The 24,389-nt window shown below is 71.7% G+C and carries 29 protein-coding genes; 10 read left to right on the top strand and 19 right to left on the bottom strand.

Going from position 1 to position 24,389, the window contains the following annotated elements; all coding sequences use genetic code 11:
* Positions 1–20 precede the first annotated feature (20 nt).
* Both ACH4NX_RS36955 and ACH4NX_RS36960 read right to left on the bottom strand, forming a co-directional pair.
* Positions 21–494: a hypothetical protein gene (locus tag ACH4NX_RS36955; protein ID WP_361016581.1), complete on the bottom strand. Its 474-nt coding sequence runs from the start codon at positions 492–494 to the stop codon at positions 21–23.
* A 15-nt stretch (positions 495–509) separates the two neighbouring features.
* Positions 510–1,763 (bottom strand): helix-turn-helix domain-containing protein, encoded by a 1,254-nt coding sequence (locus tag ACH4NX_RS36960; protein ID WP_398130254.1) that lies wholly within the window; start codon positions 1,761–1,763, stop codon positions 510–512.
* Positions 1,764–2,203: 440 nt separating this feature from the next.
* On the opposite strand from ACH4NX_RS36960, the gene ACH4NX_RS36965 reads away from it, so the two are divergent.
* From ACH4NX_RS36965 to ACH4NX_RS36980, 4 genes are all read left to right on the top strand, one after another.
* The gene (locus ACH4NX_RS36965) at positions 2,204–2,374 is read left to right on the top strand and encodes a hypothetical protein (protein WP_361016586.1); all 171 of its coding nucleotides are present in this window, start codon (positions 2,204–2,206) and stop codon (positions 2,372–2,374) included.
* Between the two features lie 86 nt (positions 2,375–2,460).
* Complete coding sequence (locus ACH4NX_RS36970; protein WP_398130253.1) at positions 2,461–3,645, top strand: phosphotransferase; 1,185 nt, start codon at positions 2,461–2,463, stop codon at positions 3,643–3,645.
* Complete coding sequence (locus ACH4NX_RS36975; protein ID WP_361016592.1) at positions 3,642–4,550, top strand: lactate dehydrogenase; 909 nt, start codon at positions 3,642–3,644, stop codon at positions 4,548–4,550. Before ACH4NX_RS36970 ends, ACH4NX_RS36975 begins: the two co-directional genes overlap by 4 nt.
* Complete coding sequence (locus ACH4NX_RS36980) at positions 4,541–5,671, top strand: hypothetical protein (protein ID WP_398130252.1); 1,131 nt, start codon at positions 4,541–4,543, stop codon at positions 5,669–5,671. The genes ACH4NX_RS36975 and ACH4NX_RS36980 overlap by 10 nt, the downstream gene beginning before the upstream one ends.
* Positions 5,672–5,981: 310 nt before the next feature.
* Here the strand turns inward: ACH4NX_RS36980 and ACH4NX_RS36985 are convergent, their stop codons facing one another.
* The 14 genes from ACH4NX_RS36985 to ACH4NX_RS37050 form a co-directional block, all read right to left on the bottom strand.
* Positions 5,982–6,725 carry a hypothetical protein gene (locus ACH4NX_RS36985; RefSeq protein ID WP_398130251.1) on the bottom strand — a complete coding sequence of 248 codons (744 nt, stop codon included), beginning with the start codon at positions 6,723–6,725 and terminating at the stop codon, positions 5,982–5,984.
* 86 nt (positions 6,726–6,811) lie between these two features.
* Positions 6,812–7,240: a transcriptional regulator gene (locus ACH4NX_RS36990; protein WP_361016601.1), complete on the bottom strand. Its 429-nt coding sequence runs from the start codon at positions 7,238–7,240 to the stop codon at positions 6,812–6,814.
* Between the two features lie 65 nt (positions 7,241–7,305).
* Positions 7,306–7,710, bottom strand: coding sequence for a hypothetical protein (locus tag ACH4NX_RS36995; protein WP_398130250.1), 405 nt, complete (start codon positions 7,708–7,710; stop codon positions 7,306–7,308).
* An 89-nt stretch (positions 7,711–7,799) separates the two neighbouring features.
* A complete protein-coding gene (locus ACH4NX_RS37000) occupies positions 7,800–8,708 on the bottom strand; it encodes a DUF4097 family beta strand repeat-containing protein (protein WP_398130249.1) in 909 nt (302 codons plus the stop codon).
* Positions 8,709–8,778: 70 nt separating this feature from the next.
* Positions 8,779–9,468, bottom strand: a complete 690-nt coding sequence (locus ACH4NX_RS37005) for a hypothetical protein (RefSeq protein ID WP_398130248.1) — start codon at positions 9,466–9,468, stop codon at positions 8,779–8,781.
* 194 nt (positions 9,469–9,662) lie between these two features.
* Entirely contained in the window at positions 9,663–10,301 is a 639-nt protein-coding gene (locus ACH4NX_RS37010; RefSeq protein WP_361016612.1) for a hypothetical protein, read from the bottom strand.
* A gap of 12 nt (positions 10,302–10,313) precedes the next feature.
* Complete coding sequence (locus tag ACH4NX_RS37015) at positions 10,314–10,826, bottom strand: hypothetical protein (RefSeq protein WP_398130247.1); 513 nt, start codon at positions 10,824–10,826, stop codon at positions 10,314–10,316.
* Positions 10,827–11,047: 221 nt separating this feature from the next.
* On the bottom strand, positions 11,048–13,351 hold the full coding sequence (locus tag ACH4NX_RS37020) for a hypothetical protein (RefSeq protein WP_398130246.1): 2,304 nt from the start codon (positions 13,349–13,351) through the stop codon (positions 11,048–11,050).
* 71 nt (positions 13,352–13,422) lie between these two features.
* Positions 13,423–13,737 carry a hypothetical protein gene (locus ACH4NX_RS37025; protein WP_398130245.1) on the bottom strand — a complete coding sequence of 105 codons (315 nt, stop codon included), beginning with the start codon at positions 13,735–13,737 and terminating at the stop codon, positions 13,423–13,425.
* A complete protein-coding gene (locus ACH4NX_RS37030; protein WP_361016623.1) occupies positions 13,734–13,973 on the bottom strand; it encodes a hypothetical protein in 240 nt (79 codons plus the stop codon). Before ACH4NX_RS37030 ends, ACH4NX_RS37025 begins: the two co-directional genes overlap by 4 nt.
* The gene (locus ACH4NX_RS37035) at positions 13,970–15,244 is read right to left on the bottom strand and encodes a hypothetical protein (RefSeq protein ID WP_398130244.1); all 1,275 of its coding nucleotides are present in this window, start codon (positions 15,242–15,244) and stop codon (positions 13,970–13,972) included. The genes ACH4NX_RS37030 and ACH4NX_RS37035 overlap by 4 nt, the downstream gene beginning before the upstream one ends.
* Positions 15,241–15,528, bottom strand: a complete 288-nt coding sequence (locus ACH4NX_RS37040; protein ID WP_398130243.1) for a hypothetical protein — start codon at positions 15,526–15,528, stop codon at positions 15,241–15,243. Before ACH4NX_RS37040 ends, ACH4NX_RS37035 begins: the two co-directional genes overlap by 4 nt.
* Entirely contained in the window at positions 15,525–15,851 is a 327-nt protein-coding gene (locus ACH4NX_RS37045; protein ID WP_398130242.1) for a hypothetical protein, read from the bottom strand. The genes ACH4NX_RS37040 and ACH4NX_RS37045 overlap by 4 nt, the downstream gene beginning before the upstream one ends.
* Positions 15,848–16,171 carry a hypothetical protein gene (locus tag ACH4NX_RS37050; RefSeq protein ID WP_398130241.1) on the bottom strand — a complete coding sequence of 108 codons (324 nt, stop codon included), beginning with the start codon at positions 16,169–16,171 and terminating at the stop codon, positions 15,848–15,850. Before ACH4NX_RS37050 ends, ACH4NX_RS37045 begins: the two co-directional genes overlap by 4 nt.
* Before the next feature lie 240 nt (positions 16,172–16,411).
* On the opposite strand from ACH4NX_RS37050, the gene ACH4NX_RS37055 reads away from it, so the two are divergent.
* Positions 16,412–17,158: a GntR family transcriptional regulator gene (locus tag ACH4NX_RS37055; RefSeq protein ID WP_361016637.1), complete on the top strand. Its 747-nt coding sequence runs from the start codon at positions 16,412–16,414 to the stop codon at positions 17,156–17,158.
* Between the two features lie 104 nt (positions 17,159–17,262).
* On the opposite strand, the gene ACH4NX_RS37060 is transcribed toward ACH4NX_RS37055, so the two are convergent.
* From ACH4NX_RS37060 to ACH4NX_RS37070, 3 genes are read right to left on the bottom strand one after another with little or no spacing between them, the layout of a single operon-like run.
* Positions 17,263–17,538 carry a hypothetical protein gene (locus ACH4NX_RS37060; protein ID WP_361016640.1) on the bottom strand — a complete coding sequence of 92 codons (276 nt, stop codon included), beginning with the start codon at positions 17,536–17,538 and terminating at the stop codon, positions 17,263–17,265.
* Positions 17,535–17,858, bottom strand: coding sequence for a hypothetical protein (locus ACH4NX_RS37065; protein ID WP_361016642.1), 324 nt, complete (start codon positions 17,856–17,858; stop codon positions 17,535–17,537). The genes ACH4NX_RS37060 and ACH4NX_RS37065 overlap by 4 nt, the downstream gene beginning before the upstream one ends.
* A gap of 60 nt (positions 17,859–17,918) precedes the next feature.
* Positions 17,919–18,200: a hypothetical protein gene (locus tag ACH4NX_RS37070; protein ID WP_361016644.1), complete on the bottom strand. Its 282-nt coding sequence runs from the start codon at positions 18,198–18,200 to the stop codon at positions 17,919–17,921.
* A gap of 151 nt (positions 18,201–18,351) precedes the next feature.
* Between ACH4NX_RS37070 and ACH4NX_RS37075 the strand changes: the two genes are divergently transcribed.
* From ACH4NX_RS37075 to ACH4NX_RS37095, 5 genes are all read left to right on the top strand, one after another.
* Complete coding sequence (locus ACH4NX_RS37075) at positions 18,352–18,660, top strand: helix-turn-helix domain-containing protein (RefSeq protein WP_361016647.1); 309 nt, start codon at positions 18,352–18,354, stop codon at positions 18,658–18,660.
* 167 nt (positions 18,661–18,827) lie between these two features.
* On the top strand, positions 18,828–19,763 hold the full coding sequence (locus ACH4NX_RS37080; RefSeq protein ID WP_398130240.1) for a hypothetical protein: 936 nt from the start codon (positions 18,828–18,830) through the stop codon (positions 19,761–19,763).
* Between the two features lie 14 nt (positions 19,764–19,777).
* Complete coding sequence (tpg, locus tag ACH4NX_RS37085) at positions 19,778–20,332, top strand: telomere-protecting terminal protein Tpg (protein WP_398130239.1); 555 nt, start codon at positions 19,778–19,780, stop codon at positions 20,330–20,332.
* Positions 20,332–22,041 carry a telomere-associated protein Tap gene (gene tap, locus ACH4NX_RS37090; RefSeq protein ID WP_398130238.1) on the top strand — a complete coding sequence of 570 codons (1,710 nt, stop codon included), beginning with the start codon at positions 20,332–20,334 and terminating at the stop codon, positions 22,039–22,041. Before tpg ends, tap begins: the two co-directional genes overlap by 1 nt.
* A gap of 158 nt (positions 22,042–22,199) precedes the next feature.
* Positions 22,200–24,095, top strand: coding sequence for a DUF6884 domain-containing protein (locus tag ACH4NX_RS37095; RefSeq protein WP_398130237.1), 1,896 nt, complete (start codon positions 22,200–22,202; stop codon positions 24,093–24,095).
* The last annotated feature ends 294 nt before the right edge of the window (positions 24,096–24,389 follow it).

Consider the following 24,389-nt stretch of genomic DNA (forward strand, 5'->3'; position numbering starts at 1 on the left):
GGCATCAAGGGCGCGCACGTTCAGCGCTCGGCCCCGTCTGGCCAAAGCACCTGTACCGGGATGCCGGTTCGCTCGGCGTACGCCACCACGTCCGCCGTTCCTCCGTACCCTCGTGCTGGCTTCCCGTCCCATACGGCCATCAGCTCATCTACGAGGCCGACGAGAATTTCGGAACCAGCCTGGTGAGCCTCCGAAGTCGACTCGGTCATGCCGGTGTGGTGAATGTCGGCCGCGCGGGATACGAGCCGGTCGTAAACGGGGTGATGCCAGTCGGGCAGGCTCTTGCGGTACTCGGTTGCCGGGACGACGACCTCAAGTCGGCCGCCGTGCCGCAGGACGGATTCAGCGAACCAGGAGTCGGGTCCGTCAGCGATGCACGAGACGCCGACCAGTTCGGCCGGGTCGTACTGCCGGACTCGGTCGGTCAGGAAGGCCCGTACCTTCTTCTCCACGTCCGTACTCAGTCCGCGGTGCCCGGTGATACCAACCCTCATGCCGTGGTCACTCTCCTACAGGTAGACGCCGTGTAGGCGCTCGTCGAAGTCCCGCACAACCTTGGGCGGTGAGGTGGTCGTGAGGCTACGGCGCACGCCGCGGACGCGTTCCACGATCCGGCCGGACCGGTACTGAAGGCCGACGTCGAGGGCCCGCGAGGCGAGAGCGAACGCGGCCTCCACTCGTCCGCCGGCAAGGTGCCCGGCGGCTATGTCGAGTACCAAGAGGGCGCGTTGCTTCGCGTGTCCTGTGGTCAGGGCCTCTACGTCCTCAGCCAGCACCCACTCCGGGAGGCCGAGACGGGCGCCGCAGGTGACACGACAGGCGGCCACCTTGTCGGGGGTGAAGCTGAACACCCAGGGCCAAGGCGGCGGCTCCTGGTCTGCTGTCAGGGCCTCTGCTCCCGCGCGGGACGCGGCCAAGGCTCGGTCGGACCGGTGCGAGTCCGCGGCTGCTGCGTACCCGAGGGCTTCAACGCTGGAAAGCCAGGCGTCGGCGACGGCCGGACGGTGCTCGCCGAGTACTCGCCGAGCGCGGCGGGCGAGGTTCAGGGCTTCGACGCCGTTTCCGGCGTGCGCTTCGAACTGGGCAAGCGTGCCGGTCTGGTAGGCGGTCAGGAGCGGGTTCCCGGCCGTTCGGGCGGCTTTGATGGCACCGCCGTACCAGGATCGCGCCGACCCGTGGTCCCCCTTGTCCCATGCGAGCCAGCCCGCGAAGGATGCGGCCTCGCTACCGGCTGCGGCCAGTCTTGCCCGGTCCGCGTCGCTGGTGGTGCTTCGGGTGATGGTCTGGATGAGGCGGATATGCCCGTCCACGGCTTCCGCAAGGTCTCGTGAGGGGGTGGTGCCGTCGAGTCTGCGGTAAGCGCTCGTCGTCAGGCGCAGGGCCGCGGCCTGGCCGCCGGTCGCGTCGTGCGTATCTGGTGCGGGGGCCAAGATGGGGGCTGCCATCGCGGCGACCGCGCCACCAAGAACGGTGCGTCGGTGCATGGGATCGTCGTCTCTCGTCTGAACCTGCGACGTTCGCCCGTCGGCCAGACCCACCAGTGCCGGCGGAATCTGAAGATGGGCAGCCGCCGCGGTCAGGACGTCCGTGCTGTATGAGGCTGAGCCGCGTTTTTCCAGACGGGAGACGGCGGACTGGGACAGGCCGAGGGCCTGCCCGAGTGCTGCTTGCGTCATCTGCCGCGCCTTGCGGCTCAGTTCGATGACATGTCCGTAGTCCCCGGCCCGCGAAGCGTCCCGGATCGGACCTGTCTGGAAGTCCACGACGTCCCCCACGCTACGAGTCCATGCGGCATCCGGCGTCTGCCCGTACCCGCTGAGCGCATATCCGTATGCACATGCCGCATCTGTGATGGTCCCACAACGCATGGTGATCGTTGACTTGGTGTCAGCCCTAAGCGCCCCGGCCCCGAGGCGCGTTGGGCCCGGTGGCCGTCCTCGCATCCCCCGTCGGGGACGGCCACCCCGAATCAACCGCGAGCGCGAGGGCGACTGATCATGACGACGCGCAGCACAACCCCTTCCCAGCCGCTACTGGTAGACGCCCCGACGATCAACCGGGATGCCCTGACGGACCGACAGCACGCGGGCACGTCGTGCGTGTGGTGCGCGGGGACAGCATCGCCCCGGCACCCCGTGGGTGATCTCCGCGCCTGCGAGTGCTGCGCGGGCATGTACGGCGTTCAGCCCGTTGAGGTGGACCAGTGACGAGCGCCGAGGAGGCGTTCCCCTCGACCCTGGACCACTGGACCGCCGAGGACTGGCAGGACTACCGCCGCCGTGTCGAGGACGGCGAGCGCAGCGTGAGCGCGATGGACGCGATCACGCGCCGCCGGACCCGCGAGACGAAGACGGGGACCGGAGAGCAGCGATGAACCTCCCCCGCCCCTCTGCACCTCACCGCCGACTGGTGCAGCTACCTCAGCCATTGCCCGGCCCTGCCGACCGCCGAGGAGACCGCATGACCGGCACCGCCTTACCGAAGCCCGCCGACTTGTTCGCGCTCAGCACCGACCGCATCCACCGCGCCGCCGCCGGTCTGTGGCCCGGCGAACCTCTGACGCTCGGCGACCGCGTCCCCTCGGTCACCGGCTACGTACACCGCGCCCGCGTCGGCGGCCGGGACCTCTTCGCGAAGGACTCGATCCTCGGCCTGTCCCTCGTCTCCGTGTTGCGTGGTGTGGCCGGGGACCGCGAGAAGGTCCGTGCGGCGCAGGCCGCTTACGCCACCTCCCCCAGCTCGCTTCTCGCGCGGGAGGCCGCACAGCTCTGCGCCCTCGACACGGCCGGGGTCCGAGTCGGCCGGTGCACCGGCTATGCGGGCGGGGTCCTCTTCACCGAGTCCGTCACCGGTCCGACCCTCGCTGACCTGATCGCCAAGGAGCCCGAGCGGACATGTGCCCTGCTCACCGCTGCCATGGCTGCCCTTGACGGTCTGCAACGCCCTCCGGTGGCGGCCCAGGTCGACGCCGCGCCGATCCCGGAGCGCAGCATCGACGGCACGTTTCGCCGCAAGTTCAACGGCGTCTCCGGCCGTCTCTACATCGACCGGCTTGGCCTCGACCGGCTCGACGAACGGTCCCGACAGGGAATCGTTGCCGTGGTCGGCGTGGTCGTGGCCCGGCTGCTGAAGCTTCGTCTCTCTCCACCGACCGGACCGACGGTGATCGTCTACGGCGACTTGAAGCCGGAACACATCCTGTGGCCCGACGGCCCAACCGAGGCCCCGGTGTTCATCGACCCCGGCCTAGCCCGGGGGCCGGCTCACCACGACGCCGCGAAACTCCTCTCCCGCACGTTCCTCGCGCTGGTCTCCGCTCCGCCCGTGGACGGTCCCGCCGTGGTGGTGGACGGGATCGCCGCCTTCCTGAACGACCACATGCGCGCCCTGCGGGGGGCCGTGCGCGTCCTGTGGCTGCGCCGCCTCCTCGTGACGTGGCTGATGGACACGGTGAACATCCTCTGCACCTACCTCACCGCTCCCGCCGCGCTGCCGCTGCCCGAGCACGCCCGAGCCGTCATCGAGCGGGCAGAGGCCGTGTGCATGCTGCTGGACCTCGTAAGCGCTCCCCTCGCGGCCGGCACCCCTCCGGATGTTGCCTGGCGGCTCGCCCTGCGGACCGTGACCCGGACGGCTACCCGGTGACGGGCCGTACGGTCGGCATCGTCGGTGCCGGTGCAGTCGGTCAAACCGTCGCCGCGCTCCTCGTCGGCGAGCCGTGGTGCGACCGACTGCTGATCACGTCTCGCACGCACAACAGCGCCGCCGGTCTGGTCACTGATCTCGCCGACATGGCCCACGTCGTCCACGCCGGTACTCACGTCCAGGCGGCCAGCGTCGCCGACCTGGACCAGGCGGACGCCGTAGTGATGTGCCCCAGGGCCACGTTCACCAACACCGCGACCCGCAACGTGCGCATGGCCGGACTCGCCGCGAACGCCCCACTGATCGCCGAACTCGCCCGCTCCCTCGTCGGCTACGGCCGCCCCGTCGTCATGGTGACCAACCCCGTTGACGTGCTCTCACGCCTGTTCGGCACGATCAGCCGCGCCCCCACCTACGGAATCGGGTCGGCCACCGACACCGCCCGCTACCGCCTCGCCCTCGCGGCCCATCACCGCGTGCCCGTCTCGGCCGTGGACGGCTACGTCATCGGCGAACACGGAGACGGCGCAGTCATCTGCGCCTCGACCACCACCGTGCACGGCGCCCCGTGCACGGTGCCGCTGGATCTGGTCCGCGCCGAACTCGCCAACCGCCCCCGTCGGATCAACGTCGCCATCGGACGCACCCGCCACGGTCCGGCCGCCGCCGTCCTGTCCGCCCTGCGCAAGCTCCTGGACGTTGAGGACGGAACCGACGTGCTGTCCGTCAACCGCGCGGGGGTGTGGCTCGGCATCCGACTGCACGTGCGTGCCGGCCGCCCGACCGTTCAGCCGTTGCAACTCGCCCCGCACGAGACGGCAGACCTACTGACCGCCCGAACCAGCCTCGAAGCCGCCTACCGCACCATCAGCCATCACGAGCAAGGAGCCACGACATGCCCTTGAGCGCAACGCGTATCCACGCCGACACCGCAACCGTCACGGTCGCCAGTCAGGACAGAGCCGTCACGGACTGGTCCACCCGCTACTTCGGCCCCTGGTGGAACGCCACTGCCGCCGCCGACCCGGGACCCGGCGCTCTCGCCGACGACGGCGGCCTGGTCCTCGCCGACGTCGACCCGGAACGCGTGGACGACGTACGCGCCCTCGTCACGGACTACGGACACGAGGAGGTCACCTACGCGAACGCGCGCACCCTCGTTGCCCACCACGAAGGGATCACGTACGCGGTACAGCCCGATGAACGGATCGGCTACCAGGCCACGGGGCGCCGCCTGGTCATCGTCGGCGACGAGCCGGAACCGGTCGCCGTGGCCGCCGCCCGGCTCGCCCGCGAACTGGTCCGCGGGCAGCTCCTCGCCGACGGCTGGACTGTGCTCCACGCCTCCGCCGCCACCTACAACGGCAGGGCAGTCCTGACCCTGGGAGACAAGGGCGCGGGCAAGACCACCACCGGTCTTCTCCTCGCCCTCTCCGGGTGGGGCCTGCTGGCCAATGACCGGATCTTCGTCCGCCCCGAGGCTGACGGTCACGTGCGGGTGCTGCCCTGGCCGTCGGCCGCCGCACTCGGCTTCGGCCTGCTCGATGCCGTCGGCCTGTACGACCGGACACGGGAGAAAGTCCTCGACGGCGGGCAGCTCCACCCCACCCAGCACCCCACGGTGACGCAGGCCCTCATGGACGGCCGCCGCGAGCCGCTGTGGCGTGCGGACGGCAAGGAACGGAAGCCTCAGTTCTTCCCCGATCAGCTCTCGTCGTGGCTCGGCCTCACCCTGTCCACGGAAGCCCGCGCGGCGGGGCTCCTCTTTCCGACGATGAACCCCGATGCGACTCCGGGGCTCGTGGAGAACGGGCGAACGCTGACCGCGGCCGATGTGTTCGACGAGAAGACCGAGGATCGCTACCCCGACGTCTTCGGACTGACCCCCGCCACCGCACTCGGTTCGGAAACCTTGCCCGAGTTCCTCGCCCGGCTGCCGCGTCGGTCGCTGGTCCTCAATCACGACACCAAGGCGTCAGCCGCTCTACTGGCCAAGACTGCCGAGGAGTTGATCGCTGAATCCTGAGCAGGTGAGGCCCTCCGCCCCTGCCTCTATCCTTGCTTCTGGCGGTCCCTCGGTGATTCACGCACCGGGGGGCCGCTTCACGCTTTCACCGGTGGAAATGAGCATCTCTCATGCTGTGTGAGCTGGGGACATACCGCCGATGCGTCCGAGTGGTCACTCGATGACGAGCTGCGATTCAGGAGACACGCAAACGCCCGGCCTCCACCGCGAAGGCCGGGCGTTTCGGTGTCGTTCGTGCCGCCACATGTGACGGCCGGTACTGCTCAGTCCACACGCGCGGCACGGGTCGTCGGCGACTGTGCCGGCTGCCCTACCGGTCGACGACCGGCCGGTGAATGTCGCGGTGGTGGGCGCTGACCGTGAGCTCGTCGGCGTAGAGGGTGGCCAGGTGGTTGACGAGCGCGGCCGAGCGGTGGCGACCCCCGGCACACCCGACGGCGATGCGTACCGTCCCGCCGCCGGGGCCGGCACGGAAGGCGTCGACCGCGTCACGGACGGCGAGGGCCAGGGCGGGAACGCCGTCGGTGTTGAGGACGGCGTTCATCACGCGTTCGTCGGCAGCGGTCAGGTTCCGCAGCTCCGGGCTTACGTGCGGGTCACGGAAGCTTCGGCGCATGTCGATGACGAGGTCAGCCTCGGGCGCCGGGCCGTGCAGGTATCCGAAGGAGACGAATTCGATCTCTGCCTCTTCCGGGCACAGCTCGGCGAGCTCGGCCTCGGCCTCGGCGACTCCCTCGGCGGCTCCCTCGATCCCGGCCGCGGCAAGGCGGCCGAGTACCTCGATCCGGTTGCGGGCGTGGGCGATCAGCTCGGCCGGGGAGACCGGCGGCGGGACCGGCCTGCGGCCACGGAGGTACTCGGCGGCCTCCTCCCGGACGAGGGCGGCCTCCTGGGGGTCGGTTCCTTCCTTCCCGAGCGCGTCGTGTCGGGTGACGACGTCCTCGAACGCCTGCCGCGCGGCCGTGGCGATGCGCAGTCGGTCGGACTCGCGTTGCAGGTCGGCGAGTTCGCGGTACAGGTCGAGGACGCGGCGGCCGTCGGTGGTGTCGGTCATGCGGGGTACTCCCTGGGATGCAGGCGGCCGGGGCGGTAGTCCTTCACCGCCCCGGCCGGGGTGGGTGTGCGGTCGGCGGGGGTGCGTCAGTCGCGGACGGCGAGGTACGCGGCGAAGCCCTCGAACAGGTGATGTGTCGCCTGGTCCAAGAGGTAAGCGCCGCCCAGCGGCCCGCCGAGCTCATAGAACGAGCCCTTTCCGGTGGCCTCGGCCGTCTTGCGGACGGGCCAACGGCGGTCAATCAGGTAGTGCGTGCACGCGGACAGGGTGAGCGCGGCGGCCATGGAGCGGGGGCGCAGTCCGAGGCCGAGGACGCGGTTCCCGATCAGGAGTGCGGCGGCCTGTGTGGCGGTGTACGAGGCGACGTGTCCGGCGAGGGCCGTGTGTCCCTCGGCGCCGGGCTTGGCCTTGTGCTGGGCCTGGTGGTCGCTCTGTACCCAGTGGTCGGCGACGTCGGCGGCGATGCGCAGGAGGGCGTAGACGGCGGGGTAGGCGGCGGCGCGGTTCGCAGTCATGCGGGCGTCTTCCTCTCGGTTCGATCGGACCGGGACCCGAGCGGGCCCCGGTGGCGTGCGAGCGGTCAGCCCTGCCGGTTGCAGTTGTGGGCGCGCGGGTCGGAGAGGTGGGCCTCGAACGCGGCGGCCTCCCACGGGGTCCACTCGTGGGCCCTGATCTCGCGCGCGCAGTCCTCGCAGGACCAGGAGCGCGGGCCGTGGACGCGGCCGTATGCGCGGCGGTAAGCGCCCTCGGTGGCGTTCGTGACGACGCTGTCCACGCCGGACAGGGCGAGGACAGCGGCGAGCACGAGGCAGGCGACCCGGGTGGACCCGTCGGCGGCGAGCTGCGGCTCGACGGCCCAGGCGGTGGCGAGGGCGGCGACGGCCGGGACGACGATTTGAACGAGGCTCAGGATCACGAGACGGAGGCGGGCGGTTCCGAGCGGAATCGTGTTGGCGAGCGCGTTGGTTCGGGTTCCGGTCTTCACGGTGGTTGTCCTCTCAGTGAGGGGCGGGCCGGGCCCCGGTGATTCACGCAGCGGGGCCCGGCAGCAGGGCGGGGGTCCAGGAGGTGAGGTCAGCGACGGCGGCGCGGGCTCGCGCCGGGGGTCCGGCGGCTGGGAACGCTGATCCGGCCGGACATGGAGCGGGGGCGGACGTCGAGGTTGTCGGCGAGCGCGGCCTCGGTGGCGGTCACGTCGATGGCGCCGCTCATGGTCTTGGCGTCGAGGTCGCCGCCACCCGTCGCGTGTACGCGGATCGCGCCGGACATGGTCTTGAGGCGGGCGGTGCCGGCGAAGTCCTGAATCGTGATGGCGCCGCTCATGGTCTTGGCCTCGACCACGTCCGTGACGTTGAGGTAGACCCCGCCGGACATGGTCTTGACGTTGATCTCGTCCGCCTTGTCCACGGTGACCCCGCCGGACTGCGTCGAGGCGGTCACCTTGTTGGACGTGTCGACGCGGACGGCACCGGACTGCGTGAAGGCGCTCACCGCAGCGAAGGTGCCGAGGGCCTCGACGTCGGCCGACTGCGTGTTTCCGATGACCTTGCTGCCCGGCGGCACGGTGGCGACGATCTCGACCGGCGCCGTGGCAGCGATCACCGTTCCGCCGCCCGAGACACGGACCCCGTTCACGGTCACGTCGCCGTCGGCGAAGTTCATGCCGACCATCTCGCCGTGCACGGTTCCGGCGTTCTGAATGATCGTCATGCCGCCACGGCCCCCGGTGATGATGGTGGTGGTCCCGGTGTTCGTGCCGCCCTTGCCCACGACGGAGGCGTACAGGCCGGTTGCGGACTGGCGGAGGGTGGCAGCGCGGACGGCCTCGGCGGCCGGGCCGTCGTCGTCGGTGGTGCTGATCGTGAGGGTGGCGCGCTCGCACTTGTCGTCGACACGGACGGAGATCACGCCTCCGTGCCCCTTGAGAGTGGCGTCGATGGTGACCGGTCCGGTGGTCTCGGCGGCGATCTTGCGAGTGGTCATGTCGGTTGTTCTCCTTCGGTTTTGCGGTGGTGGCCGGGGCCCCGGCGGGGCCCCGGAGGTCTGCGGTGGGTCAGCTGACGGGGGCGCCCGTGGCGAGCTCGCGCAGGCTCGACGTCCGGCGGGCGGGCCGCTCGGCGGCGGCGGCGCGGAACACCCGCAGCGCGGCCCCGTCCGGGGCGTCCGGCAGGGCGACGGGACGGCCGCCGTCGAGGGCGGCGAGGAGGCGGGCGGCGTGGTGCTCGCAGCCGTGCGCGCCGGTGTTGGAGGAGTCGAGGACGGTCACGACCGGGCGGCCGGTGCAGGGGGTCGGGTCGGTCGGCAGCGCGGCCCCGCACCGGCCGGTGATCGGGGCGCGGTGCCCGATGCGCTCGGCGCAGTCCTCGCAGTGGGCGGCCTCGTCACCCCAGGGGCGGACACCGTGACCGGTGCGGGGCCAGGGGTAGGCGCCGTGGTGGCCGAGGAGGGCGAGGAGCTCGACGGCGCCGAGGCGGCGGTATGCGCGGGTGGCGGCGGGGGCGTCGGACTCCTCGGCGACGTCGACCAGGAGCGCGGCGACGTCGGCGAGGGGGCCGAGGAGCCAGCACGGGGCGGTGGTGCGTCCGCTGGTGACGTGCTGCCAGACCTGCCGGAACGGGGCACTGTCGGCCTCTTGGTGGAGGTTGCCGAGCTCGGCCTCGTACGCCTTGCGGAACCGCTCGGGGAGCGGGAGGGGGATCTCCTCCTCGGCGGGGGCTGTGGGCTGGCCAGCGGTGTCCTTCAAGGGGTTTCTCCTTCGGTGTAGTGCGGAGGTTCCACGATGACACAGCTTGTATCTCAAGTACAAGTAGAACTGTGAGTTGATTTGAAAGTTACAGCCGTCCGAAGAGGCCCGTTCGGTTCATCTCCGCAGGTCCCAGACGCAGAGGCGCCCCCGCGGGCCGATTCACGCGGCCCGCGGGGGCGCCGATCCTGCGGTCAGTCCTCGGCTCCGCCGCCGTCGTCGCGCATCTTCCGCTCGTGCCGGCGCTCGCCGACGGCCCCGGCCTCGCGGATGCCGTCGCGGGCGGCGCCGATGCCTTCGCGGCCGACGCTCGCGGCGGACTCGACGGCCGAGGCCCCGGCGGTGGCGATCTGTCCGGCGGCGGCGGCCGTCTGTCCGGCCGCGCCCGCTACGGCGGCGATGGCGCCGAAGGCTGCGGCCATGGCCCCGCCCGTCGCCTTCCCGGCAGGCTTGGCGGGTCCCGTCGCCGCCGTGCCTGCCTTCGCGTTGGCAGCGGCGGCGGCGCGGGCGGCGGTGGACTGCGCGGCCCCCACGGCGACGAGTACGCCCTCGACGGCGCCGCCGCCCTTGAGGACCAGGCGGAAGGGCTTCCCCGGCTCGGCCTGGGCGATGGTGCGGAGCTGGGCGGGGGTGAGGTTCTCGACGGGAAAGAAGCACTGCGCCCGGCTGCGCCGTCGGCCGCTCTCGTCGCGGTGCATCTCGCCACAGGTGGCGTTGATGCCCTCGTTGGTCGGGATGAGCGTCAGCTCGCGCGGGGTGGAGTTGCTCGGCCGGTTGGGGCAGCGGACGGCGGCGCCGCCGATGGTGAACTTCCGGACCTTGATCGCGGACATGGGTGGTGGCTCCTATCGGTTCGTGATCGTGGCGGTGGCGGTGGCCTTGGCCCGGCCAAGGAATCCGACGGTGGCCGTCGCGGTGGCGGTGGCCGTCTGCGTCCCGCGCCCCCGGCCGCGCTTGACGACGGCGGCCACCAGGGCGACGAGGAAGGCCAGGACGAACGCGATCTTCGCCAGGAGGACCAGGGCGGCGGCGAGGGCGGCGGCGGCCTCGGCGAACACCTTCACGGCGTAGGCGGCGAGGACGAGCGAGGCGGACGCGGAGACGAGGAGGAGGGCCGTTGTCTTGGCCCAGGCGGGGACCGCGGTCGGGGCCGGGTCGGTTGCCGGGGTTTCGGTGCCGGCGGGGGCCGTCAGGTCGGCGTACACCCACACGGTGCGGCCGTCCGCGGTGCGAGCCTCGACGGCGCCGGGGATGGGGGCCGGGGAGAGGATCGGGCGGGTTTCGAGCGGGTGACCGCTGATCGGCTCGGGGCGGTAGACGACGGCGGCCTCGGCGCGGGTGTGGGTGTCGTTTTCCATGATCGGCGACGCTCCTCGGCGTGATCGGTATGCATGGGTTTGTGGAGCCGGTACGGGCCGGGTCGGATCGGGTTATGCCCGGTCAGAGGCCCGTACGGGGCCGGTACGGGGGCCGCGGGGACAGTTCGGCGTACCGGCGGGGCCGGGGTCCGTACGGATGGCGTACCGGGCGCTGACCTGCGGCGTTCCGATCCGTACGGACCCCGTACCGGGGTGCATTTCTACGCAATCCCGGCGGCGGTGCGGACGTCGTCGAGGTAGTAGCCATTGGCCCGGCCGCCGCTCGTCCAGCTCCGGACGGCGAGGGTGCGCTCGGTTCCGTCGAGAGCCTCGTCGATGGCCTTCCGCACGGCCGTCCCGCCCGCTCGGACGTAGGCGGCGCGGTCTTCCTCGCCGATCCCCAGGGCGGCGGGCGCCCACGTCCCGGGGTCGAGGACGGCGAGGCCGTCGAGGATCTCGGCCGTGGGCATCCGCTCCGGGAGGCGGGCCTCCTCGAACACCGCGAGGAGGTCGGCGAGGATGCCGCCGACACGGGCCCGCCGCCCGCCGTCGCCTGCGGCCTCCCCGGCGAGCGTGCCGGCGGCGATGCGCAGGGCCCGGCCGCGCTCGCAGACACCGCGGAACTCGGGGAGGTTGATCAACAGCGAGCGCATGAACCGGTAGCCGGTCTCGTCGGCGTGAATGCCCATGCCCTTGAACGCGGGCGCCAAGTCCTTGGCGTTCCAGCCGGAGGCGGCCGAACCGGTACCGAGAATCGAGTCGCTCATCTGGTAGGTGGCGCACAGGTGGGCAATGCGCTGCGGGATGGCGTCACGGATGGCGCTCGGGACAGCGTCGCCGGTCGGCTTCTGCGAGGCGAGAATCGGGATCAGGCCCGCGGCCGGGCCAACCTTGGCCAGGTCGGTGAGCGCCTTCTCGATGCGCTGCCCGTAGGTGACCTTGTCGTCGTCCGACTCCTTGTCGTCGCTCTCCAAGTAGCGCTGTACCTCGTCGATGATCAGCACGACGGGGCGGATTCCGTGATCCCGGACGATCTCGGGCGTGAGCTTGCCCTCCGGGCACACCTCGTCGGGGAGCTCGAACAGAGCGTCGTAGGTCTCCGTCATCTCCTCGACGAGGTCCTCAAGGACGTGGGTCAGGCGCCGCACTGCGGCCGTGGTCACGCCGCGGATGTACGCCTCGGCGACGAGGGCCGTCGCTGACCAGTCCTTGCCGCCCTTGCCGTCGCCGACGACGATCCGGCATGTGGGGTCGAGGACCGCAGCCAGGGCCGCCGCGCGGGCCGTGAAGGTCTTGCCCTGGCGGGGCATGGCGCCGACCAGGAGGCCGAAGAACAGGAGCTCGATCGGGATGATGCGGCCCGTCTCGTCCACGAACGTGGGGGCGCCCTTCCAGATGTCCCACTCCTCGGCGTGCAGGAGCGGGGAGGGCACCGGGTTGCCGCCGAACGGGTGGGAGTCGGCAACGCGCATGTAGACCTCGCCCTCGTGTCCGTCCTGCCGGATCGAGAGCTGGATCGAGTCCACGGCCAGGGCCGCGGCGAGCGGGTCGCGCTTGGCCGCAACTTCCTTGGCCGTCTTGCCGGACGAGCGGGGAAGCTCGAACCGCACGACGGACGCCTTGTCGTCGGCCTCGCGGGCGATGAAGCCCTTGACGGTGACCGACTCGCCTTCCTTGAGGATGCCGACGTTGCGGGCCCGCAGTGCGTCGTTGAGGCCGTCCTCGGTCAGGACCCCGGCCCCGGTGTAGTCGACCGCGTCCGTGATCGTGAACGTGCCGTCGGGCTCGCGGCGGATGAGCTCGCGGCGGCCGAGGGCGTACAGCACGCCGAACAGCGGCAGGAGGAGCGGGGCGGCCATGACCCAACCCCAGGTCTCGCCGAGCGCCAGGAGCGCGGCCACGTAGGTGGTGCAGCCGGTCAGGGCGTAGACGGTGACCGGCTCGCGGCGGCGCTGCTTGGCCTCCTTGCGGCGGTCGGCCCGCAGGTCGGCGATGTGCTCCGGGCCCGCCTTGGTGCGCCTCACTTTGTCGGCGATCTCGCCGTACTCGGTGGCCCACAGGTAGGACCAGGCGTCGCGGGAGGCGGCGCGGGCGCCGACGCTGGCCACGCGGGTTGCGCGCCACAGGTAGACGGGCGAGCGCAGGGTGTGGAAGGCGGCGGCGTTGGTCCACTCGGCGCGGCGCTGGCGCCACACGCCCGGGTCGGTGAGGGACTCGGGGACCAGGGCCCGCAGGTTCCATCCGGCGCGCTCGTCGAGGACTTCCAGGGTGCCGGGGTCGTCGTCGGGGTCGGTGAACTCGACGACGGCGGCCTCGGCGTCGGCCGGGGCGGCGAGGGGCGCCTCCTCGACCTTGTCCAGGCGGACGCTGCCGGTGGTCAGGTCGGTGATGCCGGCGGGGGTGCGGCGGGCGGCCTCGCGGGCGGTCTCCTCGATGCGGTCGAGGGTCTCGGCGTCGCGGTAGGCGGCGAGGTCGACGAGCTGCGCCTCGGTCTCGGGTCCGCGCTCGGTCTCGGTGGTGCTCATGTCTGGCGTTCCTTCCGGGGCAGGGGCCCGGCCGCCGGGGCGGCCGGGGCGGTGCGATCGAGTGGCGCGGCTCAGGTGGTGGGGAGGTCGGCGGACTGTTCACGCCGGGCGAGGGCGAGGTGAAGACGGGCGCGGGCGATGCGCGCTCGGGCCTCGATTCCGGTCCCGTCGGTCAGCGACATGCGGGCCGACTCCGCGGCGCACCATGCGGTGGTCACGCGGGGGTGGGCGGTGTCGGCGTCCTCGAATTCGAGGTAGACGAGGCCGAGGTCGGCGCAGGTCTGCGCGTAGCCGTGGTGCCCGTCCTGGTCTGCCGTGTCGGCCCAGTCGGCGAGCTCGGCGGCGATGATCCGGAAGGCGTTCAGAGCGGCCGTCGTGCGGGTCACTTGTCCTCCTCCTTCTTGGCCTTGGCCTTCTTGGCGGCCCGGTGGACGGCCATGGACCGTGCACCGGCCCGGACGGTGGCCGGGCCCCAGAGGATGAGGACCAGGAGGAGGGCGCCGATCAGGGCGGCCGGGCCCCATCCGTTTTCGGGGGCGCGGGTGATCGTCACGTACGTGCCGGCGGGGACGGCGAGGATGAGGGAGCGGGGCGGCGTGTGGCTGCTGCTGGGGGTGCTCATCGGGCCCTCTTCCTCTCGGCCTTGACGGCGTCGCGGAGCTGCATCGCGTAGCGGGTGTTACCGCCGCCGACGGCCTCGCGGACGTTCTTCACGGAGAGCTTTGAAGCGCCGCCGAGGAGGTCGGCGAGGGTGCGGACGCGGTCGAGGTCGGCCGGGTCGAGGGGCTTGTCGGGGACCTTCGGAGCGGTCCGTCCGGTGAGGCGGCCGACGGCCTGCTTTCCTTTGCGCCCAAGGGTTGTCGTCTTTCGACCGCCCTTGCTCGGGCCGCCGTTCGGGCCTCGCGAGGAGCGGCGCGCGGGCGGTCCGTCGTCGCCTCCGTCGCCGGGGAACAGGTTGTCGAGGAGCTGCTCGACGGCGAGGGTTTCGACCCCCACGCCGTGCGCGGCGGCGAGTGCCTTGTCTGCTCGGCCTCGGTGGGCGATGACACCGGCGGTGATGGCGAGACCGGCGCCGTGCGTGTCCTGCCACGCGTCTTCCCACGCCTTGTCACGGTTGACGGTGTTGTAGGGGTGGGCGGTCAGGATGTCGGTGTAGCGGGCGTAGACGGCGGGGAAGAGGCGGCGGCGCTTGCGGTCGTGCCGGCGGCGACGCCGGGCTTCCTTGCGCTGGGCCTTGGTGCGGGTGGCCTTGGTGCCGTGACGGCCCCACCCGCGGACCTCCCAGAAGAAGACTCCCGCGTAGCTCGCGGCGGCGAGGACCCAGGCGAGCCACCCGCCGGGCTCCCCCGGCGCGTGCGAGTAGTTGATGACGGCGGCGAACGATGCGCAGGCCCACATGACGACCCGGAAGCGGCCGACGGGGCGGCCCTCGCGCTTGGCGCGCTCGCCGCTCACGGTGGCCACCCACGCCCCGGCCTCCAGCATCACGGCCAGGCACAGGCTGATGATCCCGGGGAGGTTCTCCCCGTTGAGGGCGCGGAGCTGGAAGAACAAGGCCGGGACGATGCCGCACGCCATGACGACCAGGGCGCCGACGGTGTCACCCTCCTTGCCGAGCCGGGCGAGCAACTCGGCGCGGGCCTTCTTCCGCTCGGCCTTGCGGCGGGCCTTCTCGCGCTTGCGCTCGGCGCGGAGACGGCGCTCCTCCTCCTGCCGGGCCTCACGGTCCTTGCGGCGCTGCTCGGCCTGCGCCTCGTCCCGGATTCGGGCGGCCTCGGCCTCGGCGAGACGCTCCTTGCGGGCGGCATCGGCCTCGGCGAGACGGTCGCGGCGGTCCTCCTCGCGCTCGTTCTTGCGGTCGAGGCGGCGCTCCTCGTAGAACGACGTACTCACTTGGCAGTCTCCTTACGGGCGGCCCGGCGGGGGCGGCGGGCCATGAAGCACAGGGGGCAGTGGGGGAAGGGGCGGCCGAACCGGGCGGCGCGGATGCCCTCGACGGCGAGGACCAGGCCGACGGCGGCGGCGGTGGTGGCCTGTCCCTCGTGTCCGGCGATCAGCGAGACGGCGAACCAGTCGGCGACGAGGAAGAGGGTCAGGGCCCCGGTGGCGATGTGGTGGACGGCGGCGGCGATTCCGGCGGCCGAGACGACGAGGGCACGCCGGGCGACGGCGATCATCGGCGGGTGCGGGGGCCGGGGACCGACGGGGAGGCCGGGGGGACCGGCGGGGCCGAAGGTGCCGGCGGGGCGGAGCGGGGGGCGGGGACGAGCGCGGCCACGCGGAAGGCGAGGCGTGCGAGGACGGCGGCCCCGACGAGGAGGGCGGCGGCCTTGGCGCCGGTCACCAGGGCGGTGAGGAGGGTCACGACGAACGGCGCGGCGAGCTGGGCGAGGCCCGCGAGGGCGAGGACCAGGACCAGGAGCGCGGCGGGGTGCAGTCGGTCGGCGGAGCCGAGGAGGCCGCGGAAGGCGCGGGCGGCGGTGCTGCGGGTGATCGTCACGCGGCCCACCCCGCGGCGAACATGTCGTCGGCCTCGTAGCCGTCGGCGTCGTCCTCGCGCTCGATCTCCTCGACGATTCCGGCGATCAGGTCGAGGCTCGCGCCGGTCGGGATGAACCCGGAGTCGGCCATGTCGGCCAAGGCGTACAGGCGGGCGAGCTCGTCGAGCTCGTCGGAGTCGCCACCGATGGGGCCGAGGACGAGGTCGACGTCGAGGCCCAGCTCGGCGGAGAGGTCGAGACGGCTCGGGACGGTTCCGGCGGAGGAGTCGGCCGAGCCGATTCGCATGTGGAGGGCCGTTTCCGGCATGGTGGTGCGCAAGTGGATCAACTCCCTTGATGAGTTGTCCGCCTAGCGGCCCCGGAGCGTGGACTAGACGCGTCGGGGCCGCGCCCGTGAGGGCAGCGGGTCGAATGGCGTTCAGCTTTCATTCCTAGGAATGACCGCCGAGAACGACCATGCCACCCGCACACAACCTTGTCAACGCCATTCCTAGGAATGGGGAATCTTTCGGTGCCGGCGTGTGCTTCACTGAGTGCACCGACGGGAGGAGCGCAGGGCATGGCCCCTAAGTGGAGAGAGCTTGCCGAGCGGCTCGCCGAGGAGATCCGCAACGGCACTCGGCCGGTGGGCTCGACCCTGCCGCACATTCCCGAGCTCGTCGCAGCCGGTGAGGGTTCAAAAGCCACCGTGAACAGGGCCTACAAGGAGCTGGAAGGCTGGGGGTACGTCGTCTCCCGCCGCGGCCGGGGGACCGTGGTCCTCGACCCGCCCCGCCCTCGGGTGACCGTGCACCGATACGAGCAAGTCCTCGACCCGACGGCCCCCGGTTCGTGGGAGGGGACGCCCACGATTCAGACGCTCGATGCTCCCGCCGACGTCGCCGAACTCCTCGCCGTTCCCACAGGAACGCCCGTCGTCTGCCACCAGGGCTCGACCATGCTCGACGCAAGCACCGCGGCGCTACGCGAGGAGTGGCACCCCTTCGACGTCGCCCAGGCCGCGGGCCTCGACCACCCCGACCAGAGCGACGGCGGCGCCCTTGGCTCAGTGGTGGCCGCCGGCATCCTTCCGGCGCAGGCCGAGGAATCGGTCACGGTCGAACCTGCCACACCCGATCAGGCCGCACGGCTCGGCATCAGCCCGCAATCGTCGGTCCTCCTGGTGGACCGGATCACGCGCGACGAGACCGGCCGCGTGATCGAGCTCGCACGACTCGTCGGCGCCTGCCATCGGGTGCGCCTGGTGTACGGCCCTCTCCCTTTGCAGGTCAAGGGGCATCACGACGAGACGTCACCCGCTCTTTGATGAACACACAGGAGCGCCCGCCCCATCAGGGGGCGGGCGCTCTCGCCTTTGGCGGGCTTGCCCCGGGCAACATCGCCCGCCGCCCGTGCGGCTCGGCTTGTGGGTCAGGGACCGGACACGATGGCGACGATCAGCACCTCGCGTCGGGTCTCGTCGACTCGGTACAGAACGCTGGTCCACGCCATCCGGCCGCCGACATTGAGTAGTGCCGTGTAGAGGCCGCCGACGCGGTCCGGGTACAGCTCGCCGCAGGTGTACGGCGAAGCTGCGACGCGCTTCTCGAAGCTGAGGACGGCGGCCCGCTCCTCGGCGGTGGCGGTGGCCAGACCGGCGCGGCCGGTCTCGCTGTAGGCGACGGCCCAGGGGGTGCCGGCGGTCACCGGCCCGGCCCCTGGCGGCCGTCGGCGGCGAGGATCTCCTCGGACGTGAAGCGCGGGGCGGCGGGGTCGGTCGAGACGGCGACGGCGGCGAGGATCTCGGGCCGGGTGCGCATGACGAGGCGGTGCCGCCACGACCGGACCAGGGCGGCGTACTCCTCGGGGTCGTCGAGGTCGAGGTCGCCGAGCTGCGCCTCGAATTGCTCGCGGTCGGCAGTCGAGGCAGCAGTGAGGGCGGCTCGTAGTTGCGTGACGGTGCGGGGGCCGCCGCCGGAATGGGTCCGGTAGGGGTTGACGGGTTCCTCTGCGGGGAGGGCGCTCACGGGGTCACTCCTCGGGTTGGCACCCGGCGGACGGGTGCGGGCGGTGTCAGGCGCGGACGATCAAGCGGCGGCCGATCCCCCGGCCCCCTTGGCGGCCTTGGCCGCTTTGCGCTCCTCGGCAGCCCTGGCGAGCCATCCGGGGTGCTCCGTCTCGATCAGAGTCCGAAGGTACTGGGAGGCAATGCCGGCTTCCTTCGCGACGGCGGACAGGTGACCGTATGCCGTCGACTTCATGGCCTCCTCGACGGCCGCGGCCAGCAGCGCCCGCTTGTCCTTCTCGGCCTGCGCCTCGGATGCCTCGCTCTTTTCTCGCAGCTTGGCGAGTCGCGGTGTGGTGGTCATGCTCCGAGGATGACACGAACGCAACATCGCTACAAGCAAGACTTGTAGTTGATGTGAAACCGTGGAAGAGTGGCCACCGGTTGGGCCGGAACCAACGGACCCGTCTAGCTGTCGTTATGAGTCCAGCTCACAAAAAGTGAGGTCAGAGCATATGGGGAAGTTCGCAGCCGCCTTGAGTTCGAGCGAGACCACGCTCCGGATCACGGTCGCGGCCCTGATGCGCGCGTGCGGGGAGAATCAGACGATCTTGGCGCGCGGCCTGCGGATCACTCAGGGGCAGGTCAGCCGGAAGCAGAACGGGGGTGCGGCGTGGTCCCTGGGAGACGTCGACCGCCTGTCCGCCCACTACGGAATCCCGGTTCCCGATCTCCTGTGCGGTCCGACGCACGCCGTTGAGAAGTTGTCCCCCCGCCGGATCGCCAACGTCATTGGCGGCTCGCAGGAGGTCATCACGGTCTAGCTCGCAGACCCCCCGCCTACCTCATGCAGAAAGCCCCGCCGGGGATCTGTCGGGAGTTACCAGCTCCCGCCCGTCGAGGCTTCCGCGTGGACCCTGCTCTAGGTCTGTAGCGGAGTCTACCCGCGCACCCCGCGGAGAGACACCGCAGCGGACGGAAAGGCCAATAAGTGGCACCCCACCGCGATATCAGTCCCGACGACTGCCCTTCCTGCCGGAAGGTGTACGGGGCGCTCGAAGAACACCAGACCGCCGACCCCGAGACGTGGCTCACGACCGAGACACTCGGCCGGGTGGTCGGCCTCAAAAAGCGCGCTACGCAGGACCACTTGGCGCACCTGTTCGCACACTCCCGCATCGACGCCGACCGGCGCACGCCGCTGGGCGGCGGCATCGGTCAGCGCCTCTTGCCGGGGGCCCAGGAGTGGGCCGCGAACGTCGTTGCGCCGGACCCCACCTGTGCGAAATGTCTCGTCGCCCTCGCCGGGATCGGGTGGGAGGGACAGGTTCACATGGAGGAGCTCGCCAAGATCGCGGGTGTCAGCCTGCGGACCATCTCGCGCCACCGGGCGCACCTCGTGCGTGACGACCTCGTCCAGTTCCGCACGGTGCCGATCCGGGAGAACGGGCAGAACCGCGGCCGCCAGGCGGACCGCTTCACCCTGTTGAGCGGGTTCAAGGCCCGCAAGCTGGAAGGAGCGGCGTGGGAGGAGGCGCCGGCACGTGCCGAGTCCGTCATCGACCGTGTCCGCTGGTTCGTCGGGGTCACCGATGAGGAGCGGGGTTTTGCGGTCCGGTCGGTTACGTGGTGCCTGCGCAACGGCTGGCCGGAGGAGGCACTCCTCCGCGCGCTGGACGCCTCGGAGAATCGGGACGCGTACAGGCCGAACGGCTACTTGGCCAAGCTCTTGCAGAAGCTCACGCCCGAGTACGTGATCCCGGCCCGGCAGATGGTCACGCAGCGGACCGCGCCGAGAGTGACCGAGTGCTCGCACTGCCGGACTGCCGTCCGAACCACGCTGCCCGGCAAGGTCATGTGCGGCGGCGGCTACTGCCTTGAGGCGGGCAGGGACCCGTTGCTCGCCCCCGTCTACCAGATCAGTTGAGAGGAGCCGTGGCCATGGGGAAGATCATCAATGCTATGCGAGCGCGGTTCCAGACGCGCAGCACCCCGAAGACCGCGAGGGGCCAGTTCAACGCCCTGATGCGTAAGGAGAAGGGGAACACCGCGCGGGTGGCCGAGCGTCTCGGCGTCTCCCGCAGGACGGTGCAGCGGTACGTCAAGGGCGATCGCAACATCGGCAAGAGCAAGCCTGAGATTCTCGGCCGTTTGCAGAAGGAGGCGGCCAAGGATCACCAGCCGCGCGTGACGGCGAAGGCACAGAAGGAGGCCCAGCAGCGCGGCATGTTCGTGGAGACGCGGGCCCGGTTCGGGTTCACCTCCGATGCGGGCAGCACCGATGACCCGCGAATGCGCCGCCTCAGCGAGGAAGTTCCCGACCATCTGATTCCGCAGGTGTTCGACGCCCTGCGGGCGGGTGACGAGGGGGAGTTGCAGCGACTTCTAGGGGAGGGCCTCGCGGAGGAGTATTTCCGCACTCCCGGCACGGACGCCGAGCGCCTCGACGTCGAGTTCACGGACATTGATTACATCGAGCTGGACTACAACGGGTGATGACGTTGACCGAGAAGACCTACGCCGCCCCCCTCCTGGTCCTCGACGCCGAGGGCGGCGCCCTCGTCGGCCACCGTCCCGATGTTCAGCGCGTGGACGTGCCGGCGGACGTCGTCGACCTCGCCACGGCCGCCGAGTGGGCCGTCGCCTACGGCCTCGGGGCCGCTCGGCTGTCTCAGTTCGGCGAGGAGTCCGGCCCGCTCCTGGTCCTCACCGAGGGCGCTGTCGAGGCCCTCGGCCTGCCCGCCCGGCTCGACGACCGCAAGCGGCTGCGGGTGTCGGACGATCACCCCGCGGTCAAGGCGGTGGAAGAGGGCGGGTGGAAGCTGTCCCGCGCGGGTCTCTCCCCCTGGTCCTTCCTGTTCCGGGACCGCGTCGAGGTCCACGTCGCCACCGTCCCGTGGGGCGCGTTTGCCGATCATCTGCGGTGGGGCGGGGTCGAGGATGTCGCCGCCGACCCGGCCGCCCTGGCGTACGTCCTCGGCCAGTACGCCGAGCGCGTGATCACGCCGAGCGGCTCGACGGCTGCATGCAGCCTGGCCCTGATGACCGCTGTCCGGCCGCCGACCCGGCTCGTCCGGGACCGCGGAACCGGCCGCCTGCGGCGCGTGCCGGTCGAGGGCTCCCTCTCTCAGCCGGTCGACCCTGCCCCGCCCGAGGCCCCGGACGAGCACCCGCTCGCCGCAGACCGTACGCGGGACGAGGCCAAGGACCCGGCGCACGTCCTCGCCGAGGAGGCCCTCGCGTGGCACCGGGAGCCGACCGAGGCCGAGGCCGCCGCGCCGTACGTCGTCGGCCTCGACGTGAACACCGCTTTTCTCGCAGCAGCCAGCCGCTTGACGGTGGGACTCGGCGAGGCCGTTTATACGGACGGGCCGCGGTTCGACAAGAAGATCCCGGGGTCTTGGCTCGTTGACCTGTCCGGTGCCGAGCTGCGCACGAAGGATCTCGCCACCAAGGAGTGGAAGACGCTCCCGGCCGGGTTCCCCTCTCCGTTCACTCCGGACGGGAAGGCGCCGACGGGCCCGGCCTGGTACGCGACGCCGACTCTGGCGTACGCGGTCGAGCTGGGGATCGAGGTCCGGCCCATCGCGGCGTGGCTGCGGCCCGAGTCGGGCGGTTACCTCGACCTGTGGCACAACCGGCTGAGGGATGCCTACATGGCCACCCTCGCCGATCTGGGCATCACGGCCGACATGCCAGAGGAGGCGTATCTCTCGGCCATGGCCACGATCAAGGAGCGTGACCCCGAGGCCGTCGCCCTCCTGTCCGCGATCAAGCAGACGGCAAAGGGCGGCATCGGCAAGCTGCGGGAACGGCCGCAGGGTAAGAGGGCGGGCCGTAATGCCCCGTGGCCGGCACTCAAGCGGCCGACGTGGCGGCCGGACATTCGCGCCGCGGTGATCAGTGCGGCGCGGGTCGGCGCTCACCGGAAGATGGTCAAGACGTGGAACGCGCTCGGGTTGGTCCCGCTCGCGGTTCTGTCTGACTGCGTGATCTATCCCTCGGCGTACCCGACGGCCCGCGCGGTGGTGCCGCGCAAGCCGGACGGTTCTCCGCTGCCGGGCGGATTCCGTCTCGGCCCGAATCCGGGCTACTGCAAGGAGGAGGGCGTCCGGCCCATGTCGTGGTACGTGGAAACGGTCGCCAAGGAAGCGAATCCCGCCCGGTTCATCAAGGAGGGCAGGGACGCGGCCCGCGAGGAGTAGGGCGGGCGGTACAGAGCAGGGGGCGGGCCTCGGTAGTCACCGGGGCCCGCCCCCTTTGCCTGTAACTTTGAATTCAACTGTGAGTTGAACTTGTAGTCATAGTGCAAGCGTGGGAAAGTGGTCGGAGATCACACACCCGACCACAGGAGCCACGCCGAATGCCTGCCGAGTACGTCACCCGGACACGGATCGCCGTCGACCGTGGCCGCGCTGAGGCCGCCCTCGAATTCGACCGCGCCGCCGGAAAGGGCAAGCCTCGCGCCGCCGCCGCCCGCCGCCTCGCCGTCATCTACCGGGTAGAGGCCCGCCACCCGTACAGGACTCCGCACTACAACCCGGCCAGCCCCGACGCCCCGGCGCCGACGCCCGACGAGCTGCACCTCGACGTGTCCGGCGACCCCGAGCGCGTCGCCCGCTACCTGTCCGCCGTCCCGCGCTACCTCGCCCGCGTCGAGGCCGTCACCACCAAGGCCGCCCGCGTCTACGGCCGGTGGGCCCGCAGCGCGGCCGGTGAGGATGCCCTCGAATACACCGATTCCGGCGGGGCCCGCGCGTACGCCCGGCGGTTCCGTGCCGCGGCGTTCACCGCCGTCGCCGACTTCCTCGGGATCTCCGCGCTTCCCCGGTACGTCGACCCGGCCGCCCCGATGTGGGAGCAGGCCGCGCGCATCGCGTGGGACGTCGTCAAGGCCGAGGGCCCGGTGTCCCTGTACGCCATGCACGACGAGGCCGAGGCCGAGGAGCTCCTCGCCGCCGCGGACCGCACCCCGGACCCGGCCGCCGAGGCGTTCGAGCGCGAGCTCGCCGAGCTGCGCGCCGCCGAGCGACGCCGCAGCGCCCGCCTGTTCGCCGCCCTCGACGGCGAGGAGCTCCCGGTCGACGAGGCGCCGGTCGAGGAGGCCGCGGCCGAGGACGTCGTCGAGGACCAGGAGGACGAGGAGCTCCCCGCCGTCGAGCTCACTCCGGTGCAGCGCCGTTGGCTGCACACCGCCGCCGCGCACCCCGAGGGCTTCCTCCCCGCGTCCGTGAACCTGCGGACCGCCCGCTCCCTGGGGGCGGCCGGGCTCGTCCAGTGGACGCGCCCCCAGGGCCGCACGGTGCCCGTGGCCGAGGCGGTGTGGAAGCTCGACGCGGGAGACGTCCGGATCACGGCGGCGGGCCGTCGTCGGGCGGCGGCCGAGGAGCGCGAGTGCGTCGTGATCGTGGCGTGCGGGGGTCGGAAGGCGGTGTATGCCGACGGGGTCCGCAAGGGCGAGCCGGTGATCGGCGAGCGGGCCGGAGCGCTTTACGTGGGGAGCTACCACCGGGCGATGCGCCGGGCGGCCGACGTCCTCACCCAGGGCGGCCGGTCAGGGCGCGTGGTGATCCTGTCGGCCAAGTACGGGCTTGTCGAACTCGACCGGCACCTCTTGAACTATGACCTCCGGGTGGGCGACCCGGGCACGGTCGACGGCGAGACGCTGCGTCGGCAGGCACACGAGCTCGGGATCTCTGGGGCGGCCGTGACAGTGCTCGGCGGCCGGGCGTACGTCGAGCTCGCCGGGGAGGTCTGGGACGAGCTCGCCGCGCCGCTCGCAGGCACGCGGGGGATCGGCGAGCAACTCGCCCGACTCGCCGCCATCTACGACCCGGCCCGCGCCGCCGTCGCGGCGGCGGCCGAGGACGTCGTCGAGGACCAGGCCCAGGGGGGCGAGGAGCTCCTCGACTCTTCCGCCGCCACGGTGCGACCGGTCGAGCTCGCCCCTGCCACCCGGCAGCGGCGGCGGTCGCACCCGCTGCCGACGGCCTGCCTGTTGTCCGGTGTGGCCCGCGCCGCCGCCCTCGTTCCCCCAGCCCTGCGGGCGGCGCGACATGCTGCCGGTCCGGCGGGCGGACGTCTCGCCGGCACCACTGCTACCGGGTGGCGGCGGACGGGCGGCGCCACTGCCAAGAGTCGTGCGCGAGCTTGTACTCGCGGCACTCGGGACAGCACCGACAGCGGGGGCGGCTTCGGCTGTTCCCTGTCCCTGGTACGGGTGGAATCCTCGCGCGGCGGTGCGCCCGGCTGGGACTGATCGGGCACGGTGGACAGGTGCGCCGCCCCGCTATCTGTCTCGCTGCCGCCTTCCTCGCCGCCCTCGCCGCAGGGTGCGTGTCCGTCCCTCCGGACAACGGAAAGGCACCCATCCGCCACCGGCCCGCCTTCTCCGCGGCGCCGAGTCCACTCGACGTCAGCCAGGCTCCCGCCCGCGAGGCACTCGCGCACACCGGCCTGGACCCCTCGCCCTCGCCCTCCTCGACTGCACCCCGACCCCGATCCAAGCGAGCCCCCTCGGCGACCGAGGCCGCGCAGCCTGCCCCTGCCACCC

Origin of the sequence: Streptomyces sp. NPDC017225 (assembly GCF_044331465.1) — a bacterium.
Lineage (GTDB): Bacteria > Actinomycetota > Actinomycetes > Streptomycetales > Streptomycetaceae > Streptomyces.